Consider the following 23,556-nt stretch of genomic DNA (forward strand, 5'->3'; position numbering starts at 1 on the left):
CAAATATTCATTGTAGCGCTATTCATTAGCGCTATTTTTTTATTAATTAAGGTAAATAAGATGATAAAAGGTGTTGCATTATCAATCCTAGCATCATGTCTTTTTGGCTTGCTGTATTACTATCCAGTATTATTGCAACCTTTATCTGTAGTAGATATTTTTTGCTGGCGATTGTTAACATCTTTTCCGGCTATTATTGTATTAATTCTGATTGAAAAGCAATGGTCATCTATATCTGCCCTTTTTATTCGAATTAAAGATAAGCCATTTCTTTTAGTTGGGTTATTATTTTCTTCTTTTCTACTAACTATTCAAATGCTTATTTTTATTTGGGCACCAATTAATGGTCATGGATTATCGGCTTCACTTGGCTATTTTTTATTACCATTAAGTATGGTGGTCTTTGGGCAAATTTTCTATAAAGAAAGGCTAAGTATTTTTCAAAAAATTGCAGTATTACTCGCTAGCATAGGTGTTATATCAGAAGTCTATATTACTGGCGCTTTCTCTTGGGAAACTGCTGTCATCGCCTTGGGTTATCCTATTTACTTTATGACACGACGCAAATTACAGATAGAAGGTATTGCCGGAACCTTTTCGGACTTCTTTTTTATATTTATAGGCTGTCTGATTTATTTTCTTTTACATTATCCATGTAATAAGATTATAAGTGACTTATCTCATTTTCATATTTTTATTCCAATGCTCGGTATTATTACTGCCATCGCCTTTGCTATGTATTTTGTCGCTAGACGGCTGTTACCGTTTGGACTATTTGGATTACTAGGATATGTAGAGCCCGTATTACTTACTGTTGTTTCTGTATTATTTTTACATGAATCAATATCCACAGAGCATATTTTACCATATGGGCTTATTTGGTTATCAGTTTGTGTGCTAGCTCTGGAGGGAACTATTTATATACTACGAACAGTAAAACGAAAAAGATTAAAATAGTAGATAAAAAGGCTCCATAATAGATGCCTTTTTACTAGTTAATTAACTTTATTTACTAAATGTCACATACTGACCATAACTTTCAATAATTGCTTGAATTCGATCCAATGTTTCTCGTGGTGGAGCTTCTACACCTTCTAACATATATTTATCACCCAGTGTATCCCATTTATATGCACCGAGCTTATGGTATGGGAGTAATTCAACTCTTTCAATATTATCCATTCCTTGAATAAATTGACCAAGTAAATGGGCTGAATTATCATCATCCGTCCATCCTGGTACAACAACATAGCGGATCCAAGTTCGTTTATTTATTTTTTGAAGATATTTAGCAAATTCTAAAACCCGTTTATTTGGAACACCTACCAATTTTTGGTGTATATCATCATTCACTTGTTTTAAATCAAGCATCACAAGATCAGTTACTTCCATTAACTCTTCAACGGTATGATCAAGTTGTCTTGCATAACCATTAGTATCTAAACAGGTATGAATACCCTCAGCATGACAAGCTTTAAACCACTCAGTGATAAATTCTGATTGTAAGGTTGCTTCACCACCAGATGCTGTTACGCCACCACCATTAGGCATAATAAAATTTTTATAAGTGATGATCTCTTTCATCAGCTCAGCGACAGTAATTTCACGTCCTGCTTTTAGATCCCATGTATCACGATTGTGACAATATAAACATCGCATTAAGCATCCTTGAAAAAAAACAATGAAGCGAATTCCCGGTCCATCAACTGTACCAAAAGACTCAAAAGAGTGAATACGACCTTTAATCGGTTGTTCTGTTGTCATAATAATATTTTTTTCCATAACAATTCTCTGATAATTGCTTACATTGCTCTTCTTTCTTATTTTAACTCAGTTATGCTAATGCTTTCACCAATTACACCAATAAGTGAAAAACGATATAAATTCAATTATAACGAATTTATATTAAGACCATTAAGAAAAATGGCCTTGTATAATTTAATATTGTGTTTTGAGCAAAAAATTTCAATAACAAAAAAATAGCGCCCCTAAAGGACGCTATTTAAGTTAAGTTTATTATTAACTAATTACATTGATTGAGTGAAAGTACGTGTAATAACGTCTTTTTGTTGTTCTTTAGTTAATGAGTTAAAACGTACTGCATATCCAGACACACGAATAGTTAATTGTGGATATTTTTCAGGATGTTCCATTGCATCTAATAATGTTTCACGATTTAATACGTTAACATTTAAATGTTGACCACCTTCCACAGTTGCTTCGTGATGGAAATAACCATCCATTAAGCCGGCAAGATTACGTTTACGTGCATCATCATCTTTACCTAATGCATTAGGAACGATTGAGAAAGTATATGAAATACCATCTTTCGCATAAGCAAACGGTAATTTAGCAACAGAAGTTAATGAAGCTACCGCACCTTTTTGGTCACGTCCGTGCATTGGGTTAGCGCCTGGTCCAAATGGAGCACCTGCACGACGTCCGTCTGGAGTGTTACCTGTTTTCTTACCATATACAACGTTTGAAGTAATGGTTAATACAGACTGTGTAGGAATTGCATTACGATAAGTTTTAAGTTTTTGAATTTTCTTCATGAAACGTTCAACTAAATCAACAGCAATGTCATCAACTCGTGGATCATTGTTACCGAATTGTGGATATTCACCTTCGATTTCAAAATCAACTGCAAGACCATCTTCATCACGAATAGTTTTTACTTTCGCATATTTAATTGCAGATAAAGAGTCAGCTGCAACAGAAAGGCCTGCAATACCACATGCCATAGTACGAATAATATCACGGTCATGTAACGCCATTAATGAAGCTTCATAACTATATTTATCATGCATATAGTGAATAGCATTTAGCGCAGTTACATATTGTTTAGCTAACCAATTCATAAAATGATCTAAACGAGCGAATACTTTATCAAAATCTAAATATTCGTCTGTAATTGGATCTTCTTTAGGCCCAACTTGCATTTTTAATTTCTCGTCCACACCACCATTGATTGCATAAAGAAGAGTTTTTGCAAGGTTAGCACGAGCACCAAAGAATTGCATTTGTTTACCAACAATCATTGGGCTTACACAACATGCGATAGCATAATCATCGTTGTTAAAATCAGGGCGCATCAAATCATCATTTTCATATTGTAATGAAGATGTATCGATGGATACTTTTGAAGCAAATTCTTTAAATCCAGAAGGTAACTGTTCAGACCAAAGAATTGTCATATTTGGCTCTGGAGAAGGCCCCATGGTATATAAAGTGTTTAAGAAACGGAATGATGTTTTAGTCACTAATGTACGACCATCAACACCCATACCCGCGATAGATTCAGTTGCCCAGATTGGGTCACCAGAGAATAATTCATCATATTCAGGAGTACGTAAGAAACGAACCATACGTAATTTCATAACGAAATGGTCCACAATTTCTTGTGCTTCTTCTTCAGTAATTAAGCCAGCTGCAAGATCACGTTGGAAGTAAATATCGAAGAATGTTGAAGTACGACCAAGAGACATCGCCGCACCATTTTGAGATTTAACCGCCGCTAAATAACCAAAATAAGTCCATTGAACAGCTTCTTGTGCTGTAGTTGCTGGTGCTGAAATATCAAAACCGTATTTCGCTGCCATTTCTTTAATTTGACCTAGTGCGCGATGTTGTTCAGCAATTTCTTCACGACGTTGCATAGTCATTGGTAAATCAACGCCATTTTCAAAGTCAGCTTGTAATGAAGTGAATTGCGCAAATTTATCTTGCATTAAGTAATCGATACCGTAAAGAGCTACACGACGGTAGTCACCAATGATACGACCACGACCATAAGCATCAGGAAGACCGGTAATAACGCCTGATTTACGACAACGAAGAATATCTGGAGTATAAATATCAAACACACCTTGGTTGTGAGTTTTACGATATTCAGTGAAGATTTTTTTGACTAATGGATCTAAAGTTCTGTCGTAAGCTTTACAAGAGTTTTCGATCATTTTGATACCACCAAACGGGATAATCGCACGTTTTAGTGGTTTTTCAGTTTGTAAACCAACAATTTTCTCTAAATCTTTTTCAATATAACCTGCATCATGGGCAGTAATAGTTGAAATTACACTGGTATCAAAATCAACTGGTGTATGAGTGGAGTTTTCAAATTTGATGCCTTCCATAACTTTATCCCACAATTTAGTGGTAGCATCGGTAGCGCCAGCTAAGAAAGATTCATCACCCTCATAAGGTGTGTAATTTGTTTGAATGAAATCACGAACATTGACATTATTTTGCCAATCACCTTCTTTAAATCCTTTCCAAGCTTTTGCTTGTACTTCGTTTAAATTACTCATAATTATTAACCTCAGGTTTACATAAATACCTATCTACTCTTATATAAGGGTAAATATTATAAAATCAATGTGGCTTACGAAGATATAAAGCCCAATAAGGTAGCGCTACAGCTAAACCACCCAATATATTCCCAATTGTTACCGGGATTAAATTATTTAAGACAAAATGCTCAACTGTTAATGAATTAAACGTATCAGCAGATACGCCTACCGCCGTCCAAAATTCAGGTGATGCAAAGTTTTTAATGACAATGCCCATCGGAATCATAAACATGTTTGCAATGCTATGCTCAAAACCACTGGCGACAAACATAGCTACAGGTAATACCATAATTAACATTTTATCAAGTAAACTACGACCCGCATAACTCATCCAAGCCGCTAAACAAACCATTAAATTAGCGAGTAAACCTAAGCATACGGCTTCAATAAAGGTATGGTGTAATTTATGATCTGCAGTTTGTAATACATTCAATCCCCACAAACCATTGGCTACCATATATTGTCCAGAAAACCAAATAATTGTTACAAACAGTATAGCACCAATAAAGTTACCAATATAGACAAAAATCCAATTACGAATCATTTTTGTCCAACTAATTTTATGGGTCATTTTAGGTAATATAGTTAATACTGTTGAAGTGAAAAGATCAGAGCCACAACAGACAACTAACATTAATCCTAACGAGAAACAGATACCACCAACTAATTTAGCCAAACCAAAAGCAACTGTAGCTGTCCCAGTCGTAACAGTGATATAAAAGACAAAAGCTATTGATATGAATACACCAGCGATGATGGCAGATAAGATAGTACTACTAGGGTGTTTATTTACTTTATAATTGCCAATTTCTTCGGCAATTTGGGTCATTTGTGCAGGAGAAAATGAGTCCACAAGCTTATCATTACTCAAGTTGACATCCTCAAAAAAACTAGGGTTTTATGAGACGCATAGTATACTCAAAAATTGAAGTAGATCACGTTTTTTTTATTAAAAATCTTTAAAACTTAAAAAATCATTAGTTATTAACATTGTGAAATGTATATAAAATAGCCACTCTTCATATCTTTTATTCAGATTTAAAAAAGTGGCTAATAATCATCAATTATTTGTTATCTAAGATTTTACTCACTTTCACCAAATAATTACGTGATTCTTGGGAAACATGTGAGGTCACTAATTTTCGATAAACTTGTTGGGGTGTCATTGAGTTAATAATATTAATGGCTTCATTCCTATCATTAGAAAAAGTACGTAATACACTACCAGCACCACCATTATAGGAAGTTATCATTGCATATCTTAATGAAATTGGATTATTTATACCGGCTAAATATTTATTTTTTAACAGTGATAAATAAGCGGTTCCCATATCAACATTATTACGTGGATCCAGTAAAAATTGGCGACTGGGTTCGCCTGATTTGCCTCGAGATTTAAATATATCTCGACCAGCGGTATGTTGTTGAACTTGCATTAATCCTAACGCATCAGTACGACTGACTGCATAAGGGTTAAATGCAGATTCTACTTCCATAATGGCTAAAATTAATCGTTCATCAATAAAATAACGATTTGATGCTTCAGTAACAAGTGGTAAGAATTTTCTTGCACGTTCATTAATATGATTTGGAACTAACTTGATTTCAACATAGGTAATTTTATGAGAACCAGATGAACGAGCTTTTAGATTATTGGCAAGTAAATAATCAGCAAAACTGTTCGCCCTGCCACTCCAACGAATGGGTTGTCTTTCTTGGTCAAGAACCTGATTATATAAAAATGGTTCTTCTGATAAGTTCTGACTTATTTTATCACGGCGGATGATATCAACCGGTTCTGGCATAAGTAACGTCGAAACAATAGCATCTTTTAAATGGGCAAGTGGGGTATCAGATAAAGTCTCAATTGTTATTACGCCTGAAACAAAATTGATGTGGACGCGTGTTTGCAAATTATCTTCATACTGAACATAATCTTTTGGTCCGGCAATAAGAATTTCTTTAGGCCCCCAAATTTGTTCTATATTATTTGCATACTGACTGATTAAAATATTAAATGCATTGGTATCCTTTATATAATAATCTTCATCGGTACTTTTGTTTTTTGAACCAGGACAAGCTGTTAATAAAGTTACGGAAACGAGTAACGTAATAATTTTATAATTATTTTTCATTTTAGCTCTCAATTTTCAGGTTTATACCCATCAACAACAACGTCTTCACCTTCAAACAAAAACTTAACCATTTCAGTTTCAATTTTTTTACGATGTTCTAAATTCATCATATTAAATTTATTTTCATTAATTAACATTGTTTGTTTTTTAAGCCATTCTTGCCATGCAATCTTTGAAATTTCATTATAAATACGTTTACCCAATTCACCTGGATAAAGCTGAAAATCTAATCCTTCGGATTCTTTTTTTAAATAATGGCAATAAACAATGCGACTCATATTTATTCCTATCTTATCGACAATTATTAATTAACCGTTGATTATACCCGAAAATAATTATAGAAAAGAACAAAATATATAACTTTCTTTTAAATGCATATAAATTCAATAATTATGAATAAATATTAACTTTACTATCTTATTAAATAACATAAAATATAAAATGATCGTTGGTTTAAATAAGGATTAAATAATGCAGCCCGAAATTACACGAGATCTGTTTGATAAAGTAATTCTACCCGTTTATTCGCCCGCTAACTTTATACCTGTGAAAGGAAATGGTAGTCGAGTATGGGATCAAAATGGTGAAGAATACATCGATTTTGCTGGAGGTATAGCTGTCAATGCTCTCGGTCATTGTCATCCTCAGTTGATCAATGCTCTACAGCAACAAAGCGAACAATTATGGCATGTTAGTAATGTTTTTACCAATGAACCGGCACTACGACTTGCCCAAAAAATTATTGAAAATACTTTTGCTGAACGTGTGTTTTTTGCTAATTCAGGTGCCGAAGCAAATGAAGCAGCTTTTAAATTAGCAAGATATTATGCTGCTGAAAAGTATAGTCCATATAAGACGAAAATTATCGCATTTTATCAATCTTTTCATGGCCGTACTTTTTTTACTGTATCAGTCGGCGGGCAAGCTAAATACTCCGATGGCTTTGGGCCGAAACCTGCTGATATCATTCATGTTCCTTTTAATGATTTAGATGCTGTTAAAGCCGTAATGGATGATCATACTTGTGCTGTAGTTTTAGAACCAGTGCAAGGTGAAGGAGGATTAACTTCTGCCACACCAGAGTTTTTAAAAGGTGTACGAGCACTTTGTGATCAAAATAACGCCCTATTAGTCTTTGATGAAGTACAATGCGGTATGGGGCGAACAGGCAGTTTATATACATATCAACAATATGATGTCATTCCTGATATTTTAACTTCCGCTAAGGCTCTCGGTGGTGGCTTTCCTATTAGTGCAATGCTAACTACAAATGAGATTGCATCGGTAATGCATCCTGGTGTTCATGGTACCACTTATGGTGGAAATCCACTGGCTTGTGCCGTTGGTTGTGCTGCTTTCGATATCATTAATAGCCCAGAAGTACTTGAAGGTGTTCAAAAACGTCGGGCAATGTTTATTGAACAACTTGAAACTATTAATGATAAATTCAAAGTATTTCGAGAGTATCGAGGTAAAGGCTTGCTTTTAGGTGCTGAATTACAACCTGAATTTCATAGTAAGGCACGAGATTTTTTAAATGTTGCTACCGAGTATAAAGTAATGATACTAAATGCAGGGCCAAATGTACTACGTTTTACGCCATCTTTAATTATCTCGGAAGATGAAATAAAAGAAGGCATGAACCGATTTGGCAAAGCAGTCGAAAAAGTTGTCAATTCTTAAGTTTTTCTATACAGTAACGGCATTTTAAGTGATTAAGTGCCGTTAATGCACTTAAAGGATATTGTTTATGACCGACATTCGACCATTAAATTATGCTAAAACGCATTTTATCTTAAGTGCCCCTGACATTACACATTTACCAATTGATACTGGCGTTGAAATTGCATTTGCCGGACGTTCCAATGCGGGTAAATCAAGTGCACTCAATACATTAACCAATCAAAAAGCCCTAGCAAGAACCAGTAAAACACCAGGACGAACACAACTAATCAACCTTTTCGAAGTTGAAGAAAACTGTCGCTTAGTAGATTTACCTGGTTATGGTTATGCGCAAGTTCCTGAAGCGATTAAACGCAAGTGGCAAAAATCACTTGGTGAGTATTTGCAAAAACGAGAAAGTTTAAAAGGTTTAGTTGTCTTAATGGATATTAGACACCCATTAAAGGATTTGGACCAACAAATGATTGAATGGGCTGTATCAGTAAATATTCCTGTAATGTTATTATTAACTAAAGCCGATAAACTGGCTTCTGGTGCACAAAAAAAACAAGTTAATATGGTCAAAGAAGCCATTTTACCTTTTCAAGGTGATATTACTGTTGCTCCTTTCTCATCGCCAAAACGTGTTGGTTTAGAAGCTTTAAAGCAAAAACTAGATGAATGGTTTAGCCAACAATAATGGAACATTATGAATAACAGTGCATTTTCTTTCCAAACATTAACGCCGGAGCTGATTCTTGATAGCTTAGCCGTCATAGGTATCTACGTTGATTCAGGCCTTACGGCTTTAAATAGCTATGAAAATCGTGTATATCAATTTTCTGATGAAAATCGCACTCGTTATGTCGTTAAATATTATCGTCCTCATCGCTGGGATAAATTACAAATTATTGAAGAACATCAATTTACTCAGCAATTAGTCCAAGCCGATATTCCAGCCATTGCACCAACAACAATTAATAATAATACCGTGCATGAATATCAAGGTTATCTTTTTACTTTATTTCCAAGCGTTGGCGCACGACAATATGAAATCGATAATTTAGAGCAATTTGATTCCGTCGCAACTATGCTCGGTCGAATTCATCAAATTGGCGCAAAACAACCTTTTGAACACCGTCCAACCATAGGTTTGCAAGAATATCTTTATCAACCTCAAGAAATTTTGTTATCTAACGCAATCGTCCCGAATAAAATCCAAACAGATCTTAAAATCATCCTCCGCAATTTAATTAAAACTGTTGAACAATATTGGCATAACGATTGGCAACCAATTCGATTACATGCCGATTGTCATCCGGGAAATATTTTATGGCATGATAAAGCTATTATTGTTGATTTTGATGATGCTAGAAATGGCCCTGCAATACAAGATATCTGGATGCTACTCAATGGTGATCAACAACAGCAGAGAATTCAATTATCAAGTTTTATTGAACTTTATGAAGAATTTTTCCCATTTAATCATGATCAATTAATATTAATTGAACCGTTACGGGCGATGCGAATAGTCCATCATTTGGCATGGATTATCGAACGCTGGCAAGATCCAGCGTTTCCTCGTGCTTTCCCTTGGTTAACCGATATTGATTTTTGGCAACAACAATTAAAACAATTTAACCAACAAATTGAAGCAATTAAAGCTCCGCCATTACAGTTATTATCAATTATGTAGACAACAAATAATATTAAATAGTTTTCATATTCAGAAAAATAAATAACTCATTGAGATTTGGAGAGATAGAAACTAACTTTTCTTTTTGAATTTTGGTTAACTGTTTAATACGATATTCTACTTTCAACGCAGTTGATCTATCGCCAACACTTAGTTGATAGACAATAACAAGATCCTTGTGTCCTTTTAGATGTTTTGCCCCTTTACCCATTTGGTGTTGATGTAATCTTCGAGTAACATCAGTAGTGATACCAGTATATAAAGATTGTTTTGCGGTTCTTATGATATATAAAAACCACACAGCAGCTTTGGTTTGCATAAAAAATAGTCGCTGTTAATAATAAACAGATCATATCATTAAGTTAATTTTTATAAATAGTTAAATCTATTTTTTCTATTAAACTAACTAGGTTACTCACTTTACTAAAATTTGCTTATATTAGTTTAGTTGAAAGGCTTTAAAACTATTTAATATTCTGCTTATTTAACTTCGAAGTATGTATTAATAACTGTCAGTGATTGATTTACTTTAAGTGGGATAATGTTTAAGATAGCTTAATTTTTTATCTCGCTTAGGACTACAAAATTTGAATAACTTTGCAAAAATTATTGAAATTGAACGCGGCAATATAAAGTTTGCCTATGTGCAAAATGATGAAATCAATTATTTAGACCTTTTTGACCAATTTCTGGCTGAAGAAGGCCATCATGAATTACTTGATCCAAGTGATAGAATTGAGCGATATACTTATTTGATCAATCATGAGAAAACTAAATTCATTTTTAAAATTGATGGTGGTGTTGAACATCGTTTAGAACGCCGTATTATAGCCAAACTCACTGGTGACTTTTATTTCAATTTAATTCATAAGCTAGCAAAAATATCATTGGACAAATGTGATATAGCTTATGAACTTTATCTAGTCGCATTTGATAAAGTGACTAAACGCCATTATATGATTTTTAATTTTATTGAAGGCCGATCATTAAAATGGGAAGAAATGGCAACCTATGGTGAACAAATAAAAAACTGCATTGAGAAATTACATAGTTATAATTTAGTTTCCAATGACATTCATGGTGGAAATTTTATTTTAACACCAGAAGGAACAATCAAAGCGATCGATTTAACTAACTCTGGTTTTATTTGGCTTACCAAAGCTAATGATGCTATTGAGTTGCGTGAACGTTTTGGTATTAAAATTAAAGTACCAGTTATAGCAATGACAATAAAAAAATTCACCCATGGTTTTAAACGATTATCACGAAAAATTCGTGGTAAAAAAGACTAATAATAAAATTGAGAGAAAAACTAATTTCTCTCAATTTCTCGCCAATATTATTATTATTTTAATTTTATGTAAAACAAATTACTGACTAATTTTTAATACTAAAAAATATTTATATTTTCATCTTTTAAATACTAGTAAATCCTTGTATAACCAGCTAGAATTAAACAAGTTAATCAAGCTAGGATGAGATATGAGAAAGTTAATTGGTTTTACTGTTTTAGTAATGTTACTAACTGGCTGTGCTTCTCAAAAGATGCAATCAATCTATCAAGCTCAAGGAGTAGAAATTGCCCAAAATGCTGACGGTGTTGATATAATAAATAAATATAGTATTTCTCGTCCTATTACTGTTCTTCATTCTTCATTATCAGTTTGTATTGCCCAAGAACTTGATAACAGCCCTGTGGTTTTAAATAGCGACAACTATTTGGGGTCAGCATGGTGGCCATACTATAATATGCCTACGCAACAAGCCATTACCATCAATGGTGGTGATACCATCAAATTAGTTGAAGGTAATAATATTGTTGCCAATGCGGTTACCGATTATCAATCACAATCTAAGTACTTTATCAGTTATACCTTAACAACTACTCGTAATGCTAAAAATATTCATTATTTATTTAGTAACATCAAACAAGCTCAACAATATACCGGATCGATCGCTAATGATGGATTTCAAAATGTAAAAACGCTAGAAAGATCACATCCAGATTTAGTTATTGATGCACTTAATAAAGAAGTCGATAAAATTCAAGCTTGCTTATTACGCTAATCTCCACTCTTTCCTTGAAAAATTTTCGAGGAAAGGGGTTAGGAAATATAAAATTAATACAAAATTTTGTTGATTTTTTAAATATTATCAAAAAGTTCAATAAATTATTAATGTAAAAATGGATATGATTATTGAAGTAATTTTTGAAAAATTACTTTTGGGAAATTAGTCAAGTTATAAATGATAAAGCAGACTTATTCGAGATATCTATTCATTAAATTGTAAAATGATAAAAAGCGATTTATTAAATACTAGGCCTAGCAGAGAGTAATATTTCTCTTTTAATTACATCAAATGGACTACAACAACACTTCCCCATTATTTTTCCATGAATTCTAAATTAGATATTCATTTGCTGTAAAGCAAATAAAGCCCAAATAGCTTAATAATTAATCTATAAAAAATTAAGGAACAAGTTTTGATATACCTAAAAGGGGCAAAAATTAAGGATTGGTTGATTTCATTAGCTTAATGAATATAAGAGCATCCTAATAAATTAGTCATTACTAATTTTAGTATTTTAAAAATGGTTTAAATATAAATATCTTTATAAATCAATAATTATATTAGTAACATACTTACATTAATTACAAAATTAGTTAGATAACTTTCTTATTCTTCTGATTTATATCTACCTAACTATACTGCTTATGTACTATAAAAACATAAAGAGGTTTAGTTATGAGCATACTTCAAGATATAAAAGAAAATAAGATGTATATAGGTTCTCTCCCCCTTCCTATATTTTTAGTTTGTTCCATTATAGTTATTATTGCCGCCCAACTGGACATGCTACCAAAAACATTAATTGGTGGTTTTGCCGTGATATTACCTTTAGGTTGGTTTTTGGGAACTGTCGGACAAAATATTCCATTTTTCAAAAAGTTTGGAGCCCCTGCTATTCTGTCATTAATTGTTCCTTCATTATTAGTTTACTATGGTGTATTTGATGAAAATACCCTATCGGCGACAAAAATGTTAATGAAAGAATCTAACTTTCTGCTCTTCTATATCGCCAGTTTAGTATGTGGTAGTATTCTTGGTATGCATAGAGTCATTTTAGTTCAAGGCTTTATTCGCATGATGATCCCAATGTTACTAGGAATGTGTTTAGCAGCACTAGTTGGTGTAGCTGTCGCTGTAGCTTTTGGTGATACTTGGGAACACGCCTTTTTCTATACTGTTTCACCAGTAATGGCTGGAGGAATTGGTGAAGGTGTTTTACAACTTTCTAATGCTTATAGCAATATCCTAAATCAAGATTATGATAGTTTCGTTAGTGCATTAATTCCAGCTACAGTAGTTGGTAATTTTTTTGCAATTACCTTTACAGCCATTATGAGCAGAATTGGTGAAGTTAAACCTCATTTAAGTGGTCATGGTCAATTGGTAAAAATTGAGTTTGATGGATTAGCTGAAGCATTAAAAGATGATAAAACGCCACTTGATGCTCGATCAATGAGTGGTGCAGTAATGATTTTAGCCACTTTATTCATTTTTGGAATGATTTTAGAAAAAATGATTCATTTCCCTGGCTGTTTTAATGATTATTGCTACTGCAGTAGTTAAATACTTCCGTTTATTACCAGAAAGTGTAGAACGTGGTAGCCAACAATGGTACAAATTTATTTCGGGCAATTTTACTTTCCCTTTAATGGCTGGATTAGGTCTACTTTATATCGATTTAGCCAGTGTAGTTAATGTATTAACTATCCCGTATTTTATTACCATTATCGCTATTGTTTTTACTGTTTCAATGACAGGATTTGTCTGTAGCTTCTTCTTAAAAATGTATCCTGTTGAAGCATCTATTATTTCATCTTGCCAAAGCGGTATGGGCGGGACAGGTGATGTTGCCATACTTTCCACAGCAAATAGAATGAACTTAATGCCTTTTGCTCAGGTCGCAACCAGATTAGGAGGAGCTTTGATGGTGATATGTACTACAGCACTAATGCGTTATTTACATATGTAAATTTATATAAAATAGAGAATTAATTAGTTAATTTATAAAAAGTTTGAAATAAATTATTACGTTAATTTAATCTTACAAAATATCTAACATAGATTTAATATATTTAAAAAGGTAAATATTATGACAACAGTACAAGAAAAAGCATTAGCAATCAGTAAGCAAATGCATGGTAAATTTGAAACTCATTCTAAAGTGCCTGTTAATTCAATGGCAGATCTTAGTGTTGCTTATACACCTGGGGTTGCCGCAGTGTGTACTGAAATAGCTAAAAATCCTGAATCAGTTTACGAATATACGAGTAAACGTAATTTAGTAGCTGTTATTACAGATGGTTCTGCTGTATTAGGTTTAGGAAATATTGGACCAGAAGCAGCTATTCCAGTAATGGAAGGAAAAGCAATTTTATTCAAACAATTTGCTAATGTTGATGCAATACCACTATCAATTAATACACAAGATCCAGATGAGTTAGTTAAACATATTGCTGCATTGGCTCCTTCATTTGGTGGAATAAATCTAGAAGATATTAGTGCACCAAGATGTTTTGAAATTGAAAAAAGATTACAAGAAATATTGGATATACCTGTTTTCCATGATGATCAACATGGCACAGCAATTGTGGTATTAGCAGCACTATATAATGCCTTAAAAGTTGCTGGCAAATCGATAGAATCAGCTAAAGTTGTGATTAATGGCGGAGGAGCAGCTGGTTTAGCGATCGCCGATATGTTATTAGCTGCTGGCGTCTCCGATCTTAAAATTGTTGATAAAATTGGCATATTATCTGAAGATGATACTTCGTTACCGCCTCATCATTTAGCTATGGCGAAAAGAACCAATAAAACTAAACAAAAAGGTACATTAGAAGATGCAGTTAAAGGTGCTGATGTATTCATTGGTGTATCTGCGCCGGGAGTACTGAAACCTGAATGGGTTAAAACAATGGCCGAAAAATCGATTATTTTTGCTATGGCAAACCCTACACCAGAAATATTCCCTGATGAGGCCAAAGCTGCAGGTGCTTATATTGTTGGAACTGGGCGTAGTGATTACCCAAATCAAATCAATAATGTGTTAGCGTTCCCTGGCATATTTAGAGGAGCCTTAGATGCTAGAGCAAAAAATATTACATTAGCCATGCAACTAGCCGCAGCCAAAGGATTAGCTAATATCATTACACCAGAAAAACTTTCAGTAGATTGCATATTACCTAATGCTTTCGAACCCAATGTAGCGAAAGTTGTTGCTGAGAGCGTCAAAAATGCAGCAAAACTGTAATGATAACTTGAAAATAAATTAGATTAACTAAAAAACCTACTAATAAATTTATTAGTAGGTTTTGCCTGTTAATCAGTTAATATAGTTAGACGTTTATTTTTTATATATTAAATGATAATGAGATACCTATTTAACAAATTACCATTGAAAGTTAAGCTAATAAGCTTAATTTGTTTGGTTTTTATACTCTCAGTTATTGCACAAAACATTTATATTATTCATGTAGTCAATAACGAATATCTTATTAATTCTCGACAACGTGTAGAAAATATTGCCAGTATTATCTCAACTTCTCAGACTATCATTGATGAAATACAAAATCCTACTTTACAAAATATCACCACCATTCAGGCAACCACAGAGCAAGCTAGGACTCTCACTCAAACCGATTTTATTGTTATATTCAATATGCAAGGTGTTAGATACTCACATCCAGATAAAAATAAAATAGGCCAAACTATAGTAGGAGGAGATGAACAACGAGCGTTAAATGGTGAGTCTTATACTTCAATCGCAAAGGGTACGTTAGGGGATTCTGTTCGAGCATTTAAACCGATCATGAATGAAAAACATCAACAAATAGGTGCCGTTTTAGTTGGTCAGACGTTGCAGAAAATTAATCATTTAGCATCGAGAACAAGCCAACCGATTTGGTTATCCTTATTTGCCTCGTTAACTATCGCTATTATTTTAGCCTACTTGTTATCCCATAATATCAAGAAGATCCTGTATGGTCTTGAACCAATTCAAATGGCTCAGTTATTTGCAGAACGAAATGCAATTATTAGAACAGTAAAAGAAGGGATTGTCGTTATCAATCGCAACGGTTTAATAACCCAAATTAATGATGAAGCGATTAGAATTTTGCGTATAGATGATGATAAAGAAAATATTATTGGCTTACCTATTAACAATTTCATTCCTAATACTCGTCTACATGAAGTGATGATGAGTGGTAATGCTGAATATGATTGTGAACAAAATATCAATGGAGTGGTAATACTCACCAATCGAACACCTTTATTTGTTAATGATGCTTTAGTCGGAGCCATTGCCTCATTTAGAGATATGACAGAGGTTCGTAAATTGGCGGAGAATTTAACAGGGGTAAATCGATATGCTGATGCCTTACGTTCACAATCACATGAATTCAATAATAAATTACATGTTATTTATGGTTTAGCTTTCAATGATAATAAACAAGAATTAATGGATTACCTTGAACAAATTATTGGCAATCAACAGGCTGAATCTCAACTTGTTAGTCAATATATAAAAGATCCCATTATTGCCGGTTTTTTAAATAGTAAGTTTAGTCGAGCACGGGAATTAAATGTTACGTTAGAGTTCAATATTGATGGTGTTTTAGCCCCCATAACAGACACTTCTGTTATTCATAGTTTAGTCACAATACTTGGTAATTTAATTGATAATGGGTTGGATGCTGTACAGTTTTTAGATGATAAACAAATAAAAGTAAGTTTGGTCATAGATAACTCTAATTTTGAAATAGAAATTAATGACAACGGAGAAGGTATTTCAGAAAAAGATATTCAATATATTTTTCAAAAAGGCTATTCGACTAAAGGTGATAACCGTGGCTTTGGACTCTATTTAGTATTGGCTAGTATTGATGAATTAGATGGGCATATACAATTATGTGATCTTAATAATAAAAAAGGGACTTGTTTTAAGGTACTATTACCACTAAAAGAGATATATAGGAATAAATAAGCAAATGGTAGAAGTTTTAATCGTTGAAGATGATCCAATGGTGGCTCAATTAAATAAAAAATATTTACAAATGTTACCTGGTTTCAATTTGGCATCTGTTGTTAGTAATGGAGAACAAGCACTACATTTTATTCATGATAACCACATTGACCTGTTACTGCTTGATGTATTTATGCCAAAATTAAATGGTCTTGAATTATTAAAATACATTCGCATTAGTTATCCCAAAATAGATATCATAATGGTAACAGCAGCATGTAATACCAACGACATTCAGACAGCATTACGTTTAGGAGTCATTGATTACATAGTTAAACCTTTTACTTTTCAAAGATTTCGCACAGCCTTAATCTCCTATCAAGAACGAGTTCGATTGTTATCATCATCAGAAATACTAAATCAAGATCAATTAGATGATCGGATTTTTACCAAACACGTTAATTCTTCAACTAGGTTACCTAAAGGTATCGATTCACAAACATTACAATCAGTACGAGAGGTGATCGCTAATTATCAACAAGATTTTTCAATGAGTGATATTGTTGAATTAATTTCACTATCTAGAATATCAGTTAAGAAATATCTTGATTACTTAGAAGAACTGGGAGAGATAGAAAGTCATTTGACTTACTTACCAATTGGTCGTCCAGTAAAGCGTTATGTTTATCAAAAATAGATAAGATACACTTTAATTTTTTGTCTTACTATGTAATAAATTAGTTATTAAAAAATAGATAAAGCTATTTATCCATAGTGATTTCATCTAAAGATAAACTAAAACTTGGTACAAATATATCTAAAAAGTAATCCATTTCAGGACTATTGCGTTCAGATAATGTTTTTTTCAGACGTTGCTCAGCTAACTTGAATTCATTATTGCCAGCGCTAAGTTCTTCGATGGTTTTAAGGTATGCACACAAAGCATCTGCTTGTTTTACGATATTCTTTTCAGACTCATTATAATAATCATCATCAATTAATGATCTAAAATCATCTTGCAACTCTTTAGGCAACATATTAATGAGTTTATTTTGAGCTATTTTTTCAATTTTTTTATATTCAGATGTGATTTGCGGATTATAATATTTAGTTGGTGTCGGTAAGTCACCCGTCAATACTTCTGATGCATCATGGTACATCGCTAATAATGCGATTCGCTCAGGATTAACATTGCCATTAAATCTTTTATTCTTAATGATTGCTAATGCATGTGCAACAAAAGCAACTTGTAGGCTATGCTCAGATACATTTTCTGTTCTCACATTACGCATTAAAGGCCAGCGATTAATTAATTTCAAACGTGATAAATGAGCAAAGAAATGGCTATTATTCATGTTAATATCTCATAATTATAAAAATAAAAAACGCCTCCAATTCGGAAGCGTTAATAAAGCGATTATTCTCGTTTAAAGACTTATGCTAGAACAAGTTGTTTAGTACCTAAAGCAACAGGAACACTTTGCTCTTCAGTAAATGTGACATATTCCCATGCATCTTGTTTCGCCAATAAAGCTTGCAATAGTTGGTTATTCAATGCATGACCTGATTTATAGCAAACAACTTCACCAATCATATTGTGGCCACTCATATATAAGTCACCAATGGTATCTAGCATTTTATGACGTACAAATTCGTCTTCGAAACGGAGACCGTCATCATTAAGAACTTTATAATCGTCAACAACAATCGCACAATCTAAACTACCACCTAAACATAAGCCTTTAGATTGTAAAGCTTCGATATCTCGCATAAAGCCAAAAGTTCTTGCACGACTAATTTGGCGAATAAAAGATTCAGAAGAAAAGTCCAGTTGGTAACGTTGCGAACTACTATCAATAGCCGGATGACGAAAATCAATAGTAAAATCTAAACGGAAACCACTATATGGTCGCACTTCGGCCCATTTATCACCATTTTCAACACGAACAGTTTCTTTTACTCGTAAGAACTTTTTCAATGCATTTTGTTCAGCAATTCCAGCATCTAGTAATAAATAGATAAACGGACTTGCACTACCATCCATAATTGGAATTTCCGGAGCATTTACTTCAATAATAATATTATCGATACCAAGTCCAGCTAATGCTGAATTAATATGTTCGACAGTTGAAATACGAACATTATCTTCATTAACCAAACAGGTACAAAGCATTGTATCTCGCACTGATTTTGCATCCACAGGGAAATCAACATACGGATTTAAATCTGTACGACGATAAATAACACCTGTATTTTCCGGTGCAGGACGTAATGTCAAAGTAACTTTTTTACCAGTATGTAAACCGACACCAGTTGCTTGAATTGTCTTTTTTAATGTTCTTTGTTTCACTTCGCACCTACTTTTTTTATTTGTTACTATTGCATTAGACAATAATAAATCAAATAAGTTCAATACTAATTAGCCTGCTTACGAATAAATGCAGGAATATCTAAAATTTTACGCTCCTCAATAGGAGATACATCAGGTTCGTTTACAACCTTAGATATTGATGCTTCTTCTTGTTGTAAAGGCAAATGACTAGTTTGACCAAACAATGAGCCGTGATGAGCAGCTGGTTTAGTTATTTTAACTTCTGGACGTTTATCCATTCCAATACCTGTAGCAACCACAGTCACTCTAATCTCATCTGACATATCTGGGTCAAAAGTTGTACCCACAACAACAGTAGCATTATCAGAAGCAAATGCTCTTACGGTGCTACCTACTGTTTCGAACTCTTCAAGACCAAGGTCAAGGCCTGCGGTAACATTAACTAATACACCACGAGCACCTGATAAATCAATATCTTCAAGTAAAGGACTTGAAATAGCCATTTCAGCTGCTTCTTCAGCTCGATTATCACCAGTTGCACGACCAGAACCCATCATCGCATAGCCCATCTCTGACATGACAGTTCTAACGTCAGCAAAGTCAACGTTGATGTGACCAGGTTTAGTAATTAGTTCGGCGATACCTTGCACTGCGCCTTTTAATACGCCATTTGCTGCTGCAAATGCATCTAATAATTTAACGCCACGACCTAAAACTTTTAATAATTTATCATTTGGAATTGTAATAAGAGAATCAACATGTTTAGCTAACTCAGCAATACCTTGCTCAGCAAAAGCCATGCGTTTTTTACCTTCAAATCCAAAAGGTTTTGTAACTACAGCAACAGTTAAAATACCTAATTCTTTAGCAATTTCAGCAACAACTGGTGCAGCACCAGTACCCGTTCCGCCACCCATACCGGCTGCAATGAAGACCATATCGGCACCTTCAATCGCACTACGAATAACATCACGATCCTCTTCTGCTGAGTTTCTGCCAACTTCTGGATTAGCGCCAGCACCAAGTCCTTTGGTAACATTATTTCCGATTTGGATAGTTTGACCAACTTTTATTCTTTTTAATGCTTGTGCATCAGTATTTGCTGCAAAAAACTCAACGCCTTCAATATGTTCAGCAATCATATGCTCAACAGCATTACCGCCGCCGCCACCGACACCAATAACTTTAATGACAGCTGCTGGCTCATCATCCGCAACCATAGGCTCAAACATAACTTATCTCCAAATTTACGATCTAAGAACATTGTACAGATAACCAGCTACAATGTCTACGAAGTTATTAAATATATTAGCTAAAATTCTTTTTTGAACCAACCGGTCAAACGTTTAGCTATCCCTTTTAATGATGATTTATTGCTGTCTTTAGCATCATCATGTAATAAACTTTGTTTACCATAATGCAATAACCCTACAGTTGTTGAACAATATGGTTTTTGTACATAATCAGTTAATCCTGAAATATTTAAAGGTTGGCCAATACGCACTTGATTTTGAAAAACTTTTTCAGCACATTCAACCATACCTTTAATTTGAGCAGCACCGCCTGTTAACACAATTCCTGCTGCCAATTGATATTTAACATTCTGTCTTTTAAGCTCGTCTTGTAATACTAATAGCTCTTTTTGGACTAGTGATAAAAGCTCTGAATAACGAGGCTCAATGACATCAGCTAATGTTTGTCGCTGTAATGAACGAGACGGACGTCCACCCACACTTGGAACATCAATAACTTCATCTTTACCTACTAGTGAACCAACAGCACATCCATAACGAATTTTAATATTTTCTGCATCCATTGGTGGTGCACCAAATGCGTAAGCAATATCACTGGTAACAACATTACCAGCATAAGGAATAACTACAGAATGACGTAATGCTCCACCAGTATAAACTGAGACATCCATTGTTCCGCCACCTATATCTATGACGCAAACACCTAACTCTTTTTCATCATCAGTTAATACGGCATAACTCGATGCTAAACCAGAGAAAATAAGCTGATCAACTTTTAATCCACAACGTTCTACTGCTTTAACTATATTTCTTGCCATATCATTATGGCAGGTGACCAAATGAACTTTCGCTTTCATTCTTACACCAGATAATCCAATTGGGTTTTTAATACCTTCTTGTAAATCAATAGAGTACTCTTGGGCAATAACATGTAAAATTCTGTGTTCATCTAAAATACGCACAGATTTAGCGGTATGAACAACATTTTCAACATCTTCTGCTGTCACTTCTTCATCTGCAATCGGCACCATTCCAATTTCATTCTGACAACGGATATGTTTACCTGACAGACTTAAATAAACAGAAGATATTTGGCAATCAGCCATTAATTCAGCTTGATCAACGGCTCGTTGGATTGATTTAACCACTGATTCAAGATCGTTCACACCACCTTTATCAACGCCTTTTGATGGACAATGTCCAACACCAATAATGTTGACAATACCATCAGGAAGAACTTCACCAACGAGGGCAAGAACTTTCGAGGTGCCAACTTCAAGTCCAACAACCAATTTTTTCTCTGTTGCTTTCATACTTCAGCCTTTGTTTATTCCTTATTGAGAGATTTTTTCTCGTTGCACTGAAATACCATTTTCATAACGTAAATCAGCAGCCGTTATTTTTTCACCATCGGGTATTCTTGACTGAATTTCTGGAAATAATTTGATAAATTGTTGATAACGTTGTTCTATTTTTTCACTACCTAATATCAATTTTATTTCCTCATTTTCAGAACATAAATCAACTTTACATTGCTTTACCATTAATTGCCATGCATTACGTTCATCCGATATTGCCGCCTGAATTGTCAAAGTAGATTTATTATTAGCCCATTTTTTAGAGATATCCTCTAATCTAAAATAAGTTTCTAACATTGACTTGGCTTTACCTTCAGGACTATAAAGTCTCGGCAATGATAAATCTTTCAAACGATCCAATGGCACACTAAAAGTACTACCATTTTTATCAAGTAAATATAAATCATTCCAGTAAAACGCAGGTTTATATTCTTCAATGTATACAATCAACCTGTCGGGCCACTGTTTACGAACACTTGCTTGTTTTACCCAAGGATATCGCATAATTTCTTGCTGAATATCATCAACATCTTGGCCAATATAAGTATTTGGTAAACCTAATCCCAGAATTGCTTGTCTAAGATCATCTTCTGTCGTATAAGTATAATCACCACTTAAGGTCAATTGTGATAATACCATCTGATCAGGATCTTCCATCCAATCTTTAATACAATTGACAGCCCATCCACAAATAACAACTATTACAAGTAAGAACAAAAAGCCTAGCATTTGTTCTGTATTGCGAAAAACAAGCAACTTTCTTCTACTCTGGTTTTGATGTTTATGCGCTGCTTGTCGGACTTTTTTCATAAAAATAAAGCCAATTAAATGGTTGCTAATTGTAAAATACGGTTAACCAAATCACTGAATGACCAGCCATATTCTTTTGCCGCCATTGGAACCAAGCTATGATTTGTCATGCCTGGAGCAGTATTTACCTCAAGCAAATATGGCTTTTCATTTTCATCAAACATAATATCGACTCGTCCCCAACCTCTACATCCTACGGCTTTATAAGCGTCTAATGCCAATTTACGAATTTCTTGTTCTTTAGCATCACTTAATCCACTTGGACAAAAATATTGGGTTTTATCTGACAAATACTTTGCATCATAATCATAAAAATTGGTAGCGGGTTTAATGTAAATTGCAGGTAAAACATCATCACCAACAATAGCTACAGTAAACTCTGGACCAGCTAAAAATGATTCGATCATTACAGTATTATCATATTTAAAGGCAATATCAACAGCTGCTTTTAATTCATCTGCTTGATTAACTCTTGACATACCGACACTTGAACCTTCATGGCTAGGTTTAACAAACAATGGTAAGCCAAGTTGTTTAATTATATTATCAACATCAATTGATTGTGATTTATCAACCATTACATAATCAGCAACAGGTAAACCAAGTGATTTCCACACTAGTTTGGTTTTTAACTTATCCATAGTTAATGCTGAGGATAAAACATCACTTCCGGTATAAGGAATATTTTGATAAGTTAAAATAGCTTGGGTAATACCATCTTCACCACCTCGTCCATGCAAAATAACAAATGCTTTTGAAAAACCATCTTGTTTTAAATTAGTTATACAATACTCTTTTGTATCAACAAGATGAGCATCAATACCATTTGCTTTTAATCCTGCTAGAACAGCTTGTCCTGATTTTAGTGATACTTCACGTTCAGCAGAGGTTCCTCCATACAATACAGCAACTTTATCAACCATTA

General features: G+C 33.8%; 21 protein-coding genes and 1 pseudogene. 10 read left to right on the forward strand and 12 right to left on the reverse strand.

What is annotated here, in order from left to right; all coding sequences use genetic code 11:
• The first annotated feature begins 60 nt into the window (after positions 1–60).
• A complete protein-coding gene (gene rarD, locus RAM17_RS11225; RefSeq protein WP_306240167.1) occupies positions 61–957 on the forward strand; it encodes an EamA family transporter RarD in 897 nt (298 codons plus the stop codon).
• A gap of 48 nt (positions 958–1,005) precedes the next feature.
• Here the strand turns inward: rarD and pflA are convergent, their stop codons facing one another.
• From pflA to RAM17_RS11250, 5 genes are all read right to left on the reverse strand, one after another.
• Positions 1,006–1,782 (reverse strand): pyruvate formate lyase 1-activating protein, encoded by a 777-nt coding sequence (gene pflA, locus RAM17_RS11230; protein WP_220000025.1) that lies wholly within the window; start codon positions 1,780–1,782, stop codon positions 1,006–1,008.
• A gap of 245 nt (positions 1,783–2,027) precedes the next feature.
• A complete protein-coding gene (gene pflB, locus RAM17_RS11235) occupies positions 2,028–4,310 on the reverse strand; it encodes a formate C-acetyltransferase (RefSeq protein WP_086364102.1) in 2,283 nt (760 codons plus the stop codon).
• Between the two features lie 64 nt (positions 4,311–4,374).
• Positions 4,375–5,223, reverse strand: coding sequence for a formate transporter FocA (gene focA, locus RAM17_RS11240; protein WP_232351491.1), 849 nt, complete (start codon positions 5,221–5,223; stop codon positions 4,375–4,377).
• Positions 5,224–5,416: 193 nt separating this feature from the next.
• Positions 5,417–6,487 carry a membrane-bound lytic murein transglycosylase MltC gene (gene mltC / locus RAM17_RS11245; protein WP_110447207.1) on the reverse strand — a complete coding sequence of 357 codons (1,071 nt, stop codon included), beginning with the start codon at positions 6,485–6,487 and terminating at the stop codon, positions 5,417–5,419.
• 8 nt (positions 6,488–6,495) lie between these two features.
• Positions 6,496–6,765, reverse strand: a complete 270-nt coding sequence (locus RAM17_RS11250) for an oxidative damage protection protein (protein ID WP_110447206.1) — start codon at positions 6,763–6,765, stop codon at positions 6,496–6,498.
• Between the two features lie 193 nt (positions 6,766–6,958).
• Here RAM17_RS11250 and argD point away from each other — a divergent pair, with 193 nt between their 5' ends.
• The 3 genes from argD to RAM17_RS11265 all read left to right on the forward strand — a co-directional run bounded on the left by argD (position 6,959) and on the right by RAM17_RS11265 (position 9,845).
• Positions 6,959–8,170, forward strand: a complete 1,212-nt coding sequence (gene argD / locus RAM17_RS11255) for a bifunctional acetylornithine/succinyldiaminopimelate transaminase (RefSeq protein ID WP_110447205.1) — start codon at positions 6,959–6,961, stop codon at positions 8,168–8,170.
• 76 nt (positions 8,171–8,246) lie between these two features.
• Positions 8,247–8,849, forward strand: a complete 603-nt coding sequence (gene yihA / locus RAM17_RS11260; protein ID WP_086358306.1) for a ribosome biogenesis GTP-binding protein YihA/YsxC — start codon at positions 8,247–8,249, stop codon at positions 8,847–8,849.
• A gap of 9 nt (positions 8,850–8,858) precedes the next feature.
• Positions 8,859–9,845: a serine/threonine protein kinase gene (locus tag RAM17_RS11265; protein ID WP_110447204.1), complete on the forward strand. Its 987-nt coding sequence runs from the start codon at positions 8,859–8,861 to the stop codon at positions 9,843–9,845.
• A gap of 13 nt (positions 9,846–9,858) precedes the next feature.
• On the opposite strand, the gene RAM17_RS11270 is transcribed toward RAM17_RS11265, so the two are convergent.
• Positions 9,859–10,164 carry a GIY-YIG nuclease family protein gene (locus tag RAM17_RS11270; protein ID WP_110447203.1) on the reverse strand — a complete coding sequence of 102 codons (306 nt, stop codon included), beginning with the start codon at positions 10,162–10,164 and terminating at the stop codon, positions 9,859–9,861.
• Positions 10,165–10,432: 268 nt separating this feature from the next.
• Here RAM17_RS11270 and RAM17_RS11275 point away from each other — a divergent pair, with 268 nt between their 5' ends.
• From RAM17_RS11275 to RAM17_RS11305, 6 genes and pseudogenes are all read left to right on the forward strand, one after another.
• Positions 10,433–11,137 carry a lipopolysaccharide core heptose(II) kinase RfaY gene (locus tag RAM17_RS11275; RefSeq protein ID WP_110447202.1) on the forward strand — a complete coding sequence of 235 codons (705 nt, stop codon included), beginning with the start codon at positions 10,433–10,435 and terminating at the stop codon, positions 11,135–11,137.
• Positions 11,138–11,327: 190 nt separating this feature from the next.
• Entirely contained in the window at positions 11,328–11,912 is a 585-nt protein-coding gene (locus tag RAM17_RS11280) for a hypothetical protein (protein WP_110447201.1), read from the forward strand.
• A gap of 681 nt (positions 11,913–12,593) precedes the next feature.
• Positions 12,594–13,887 (forward strand): annotated as a pseudogene (locus tag RAM17_RS11285) (2-hydroxycarboxylate transporter family protein).
• 120 nt (positions 13,888–14,007) lie between these two features.
• Positions 14,008–15,165, forward strand: a complete 1,158-nt coding sequence (locus tag RAM17_RS11295) for an NAD(P)-dependent malic enzyme (RefSeq protein WP_110447199.1) — start codon at positions 14,008–14,010, stop codon at positions 15,163–15,165.
• Positions 15,166–15,339: 174 nt separating this feature from the next.
• Complete coding sequence (dcuS, locus tag RAM17_RS11300) at positions 15,340–16,899, forward strand: DcuS/MalK family sensor histidine kinase (RefSeq protein ID WP_181414620.1); 1,560 nt, start codon at positions 15,340–15,342, stop codon at positions 16,897–16,899.
• Positions 16,900–16,903: 4 nt separating this feature from the next.
• Entirely contained in the window at positions 16,904–17,575 is a 672-nt protein-coding gene (locus RAM17_RS11305) for a response regulator (protein WP_110447197.1), read from the forward strand.
• Between the two features lie 64 nt (positions 17,576–17,639).
• Here RAM17_RS11305 and yfbR read toward each other — a convergent pair whose 3' ends face one another.
• The 6 genes from yfbR to RAM17_RS11335 form a co-directional block, all read right to left on the reverse strand.
• The gene (gene yfbR, locus RAM17_RS11310) at positions 17,640–18,233 is read right to left on the reverse strand and encodes a 5'-deoxynucleotidase (RefSeq protein WP_110447196.1); all 594 of its coding nucleotides are present in this window, start codon (positions 18,231–18,233) and stop codon (positions 17,640–17,642) included.
• An 80-nt stretch (positions 18,234–18,313) separates the two neighbouring features.
• A complete protein-coding gene (lpxC, locus tag RAM17_RS11315) occupies positions 18,314–19,228 on the reverse strand; it encodes a UDP-3-O-acyl-N-acetylglucosamine deacetylase (RefSeq protein ID WP_110448021.1) in 915 nt (304 codons plus the stop codon).
• A 65-nt stretch (positions 19,229–19,293) separates the two neighbouring features.
• Entirely contained in the window at positions 19,294–20,442 is a 1,149-nt protein-coding gene (ftsZ, locus tag RAM17_RS11320; RefSeq protein ID WP_110447195.1) for a cell division protein FtsZ, read from the reverse strand.
• An 80-nt stretch (positions 20,443–20,522) separates the two neighbouring features.
• Positions 20,523–21,776 (reverse strand): cell division protein FtsA, encoded by a 1,254-nt coding sequence (gene ftsA, locus RAM17_RS11325; protein WP_110447194.1) that lies wholly within the window; start codon positions 21,774–21,776, stop codon positions 20,523–20,525.
• Positions 21,777–21,797: 21 nt separating this feature from the next.
• Entirely contained in the window at positions 21,798–22,631 is an 834-nt protein-coding gene (locus RAM17_RS11330; RefSeq protein WP_110447193.1) for an FtsQ-type POTRA domain-containing protein, read from the reverse strand.
• Between the two features lie 14 nt (positions 22,632–22,645).
• The gene (locus RAM17_RS11335; protein ID WP_306240176.1) at positions 22,646–23,554 is read right to left on the reverse strand and encodes a D-alanine--D-alanine ligase; all 909 of its coding nucleotides are present in this window, start codon (positions 23,552–23,554) and stop codon (positions 22,646–22,648) included.
• Between the last annotated feature and the right edge of the window lie 2 nt (positions 23,555–23,556).

Origin of the sequence: Gilliamella apis (assembly GCF_030758615.1) — a bacterium.
In the GTDB taxonomy this organism is placed as follows: Bacteria; Pseudomonadota; Gammaproteobacteria; order Enterobacterales; family Orbaceae; genus Gilliamella; species Gilliamella apis_A.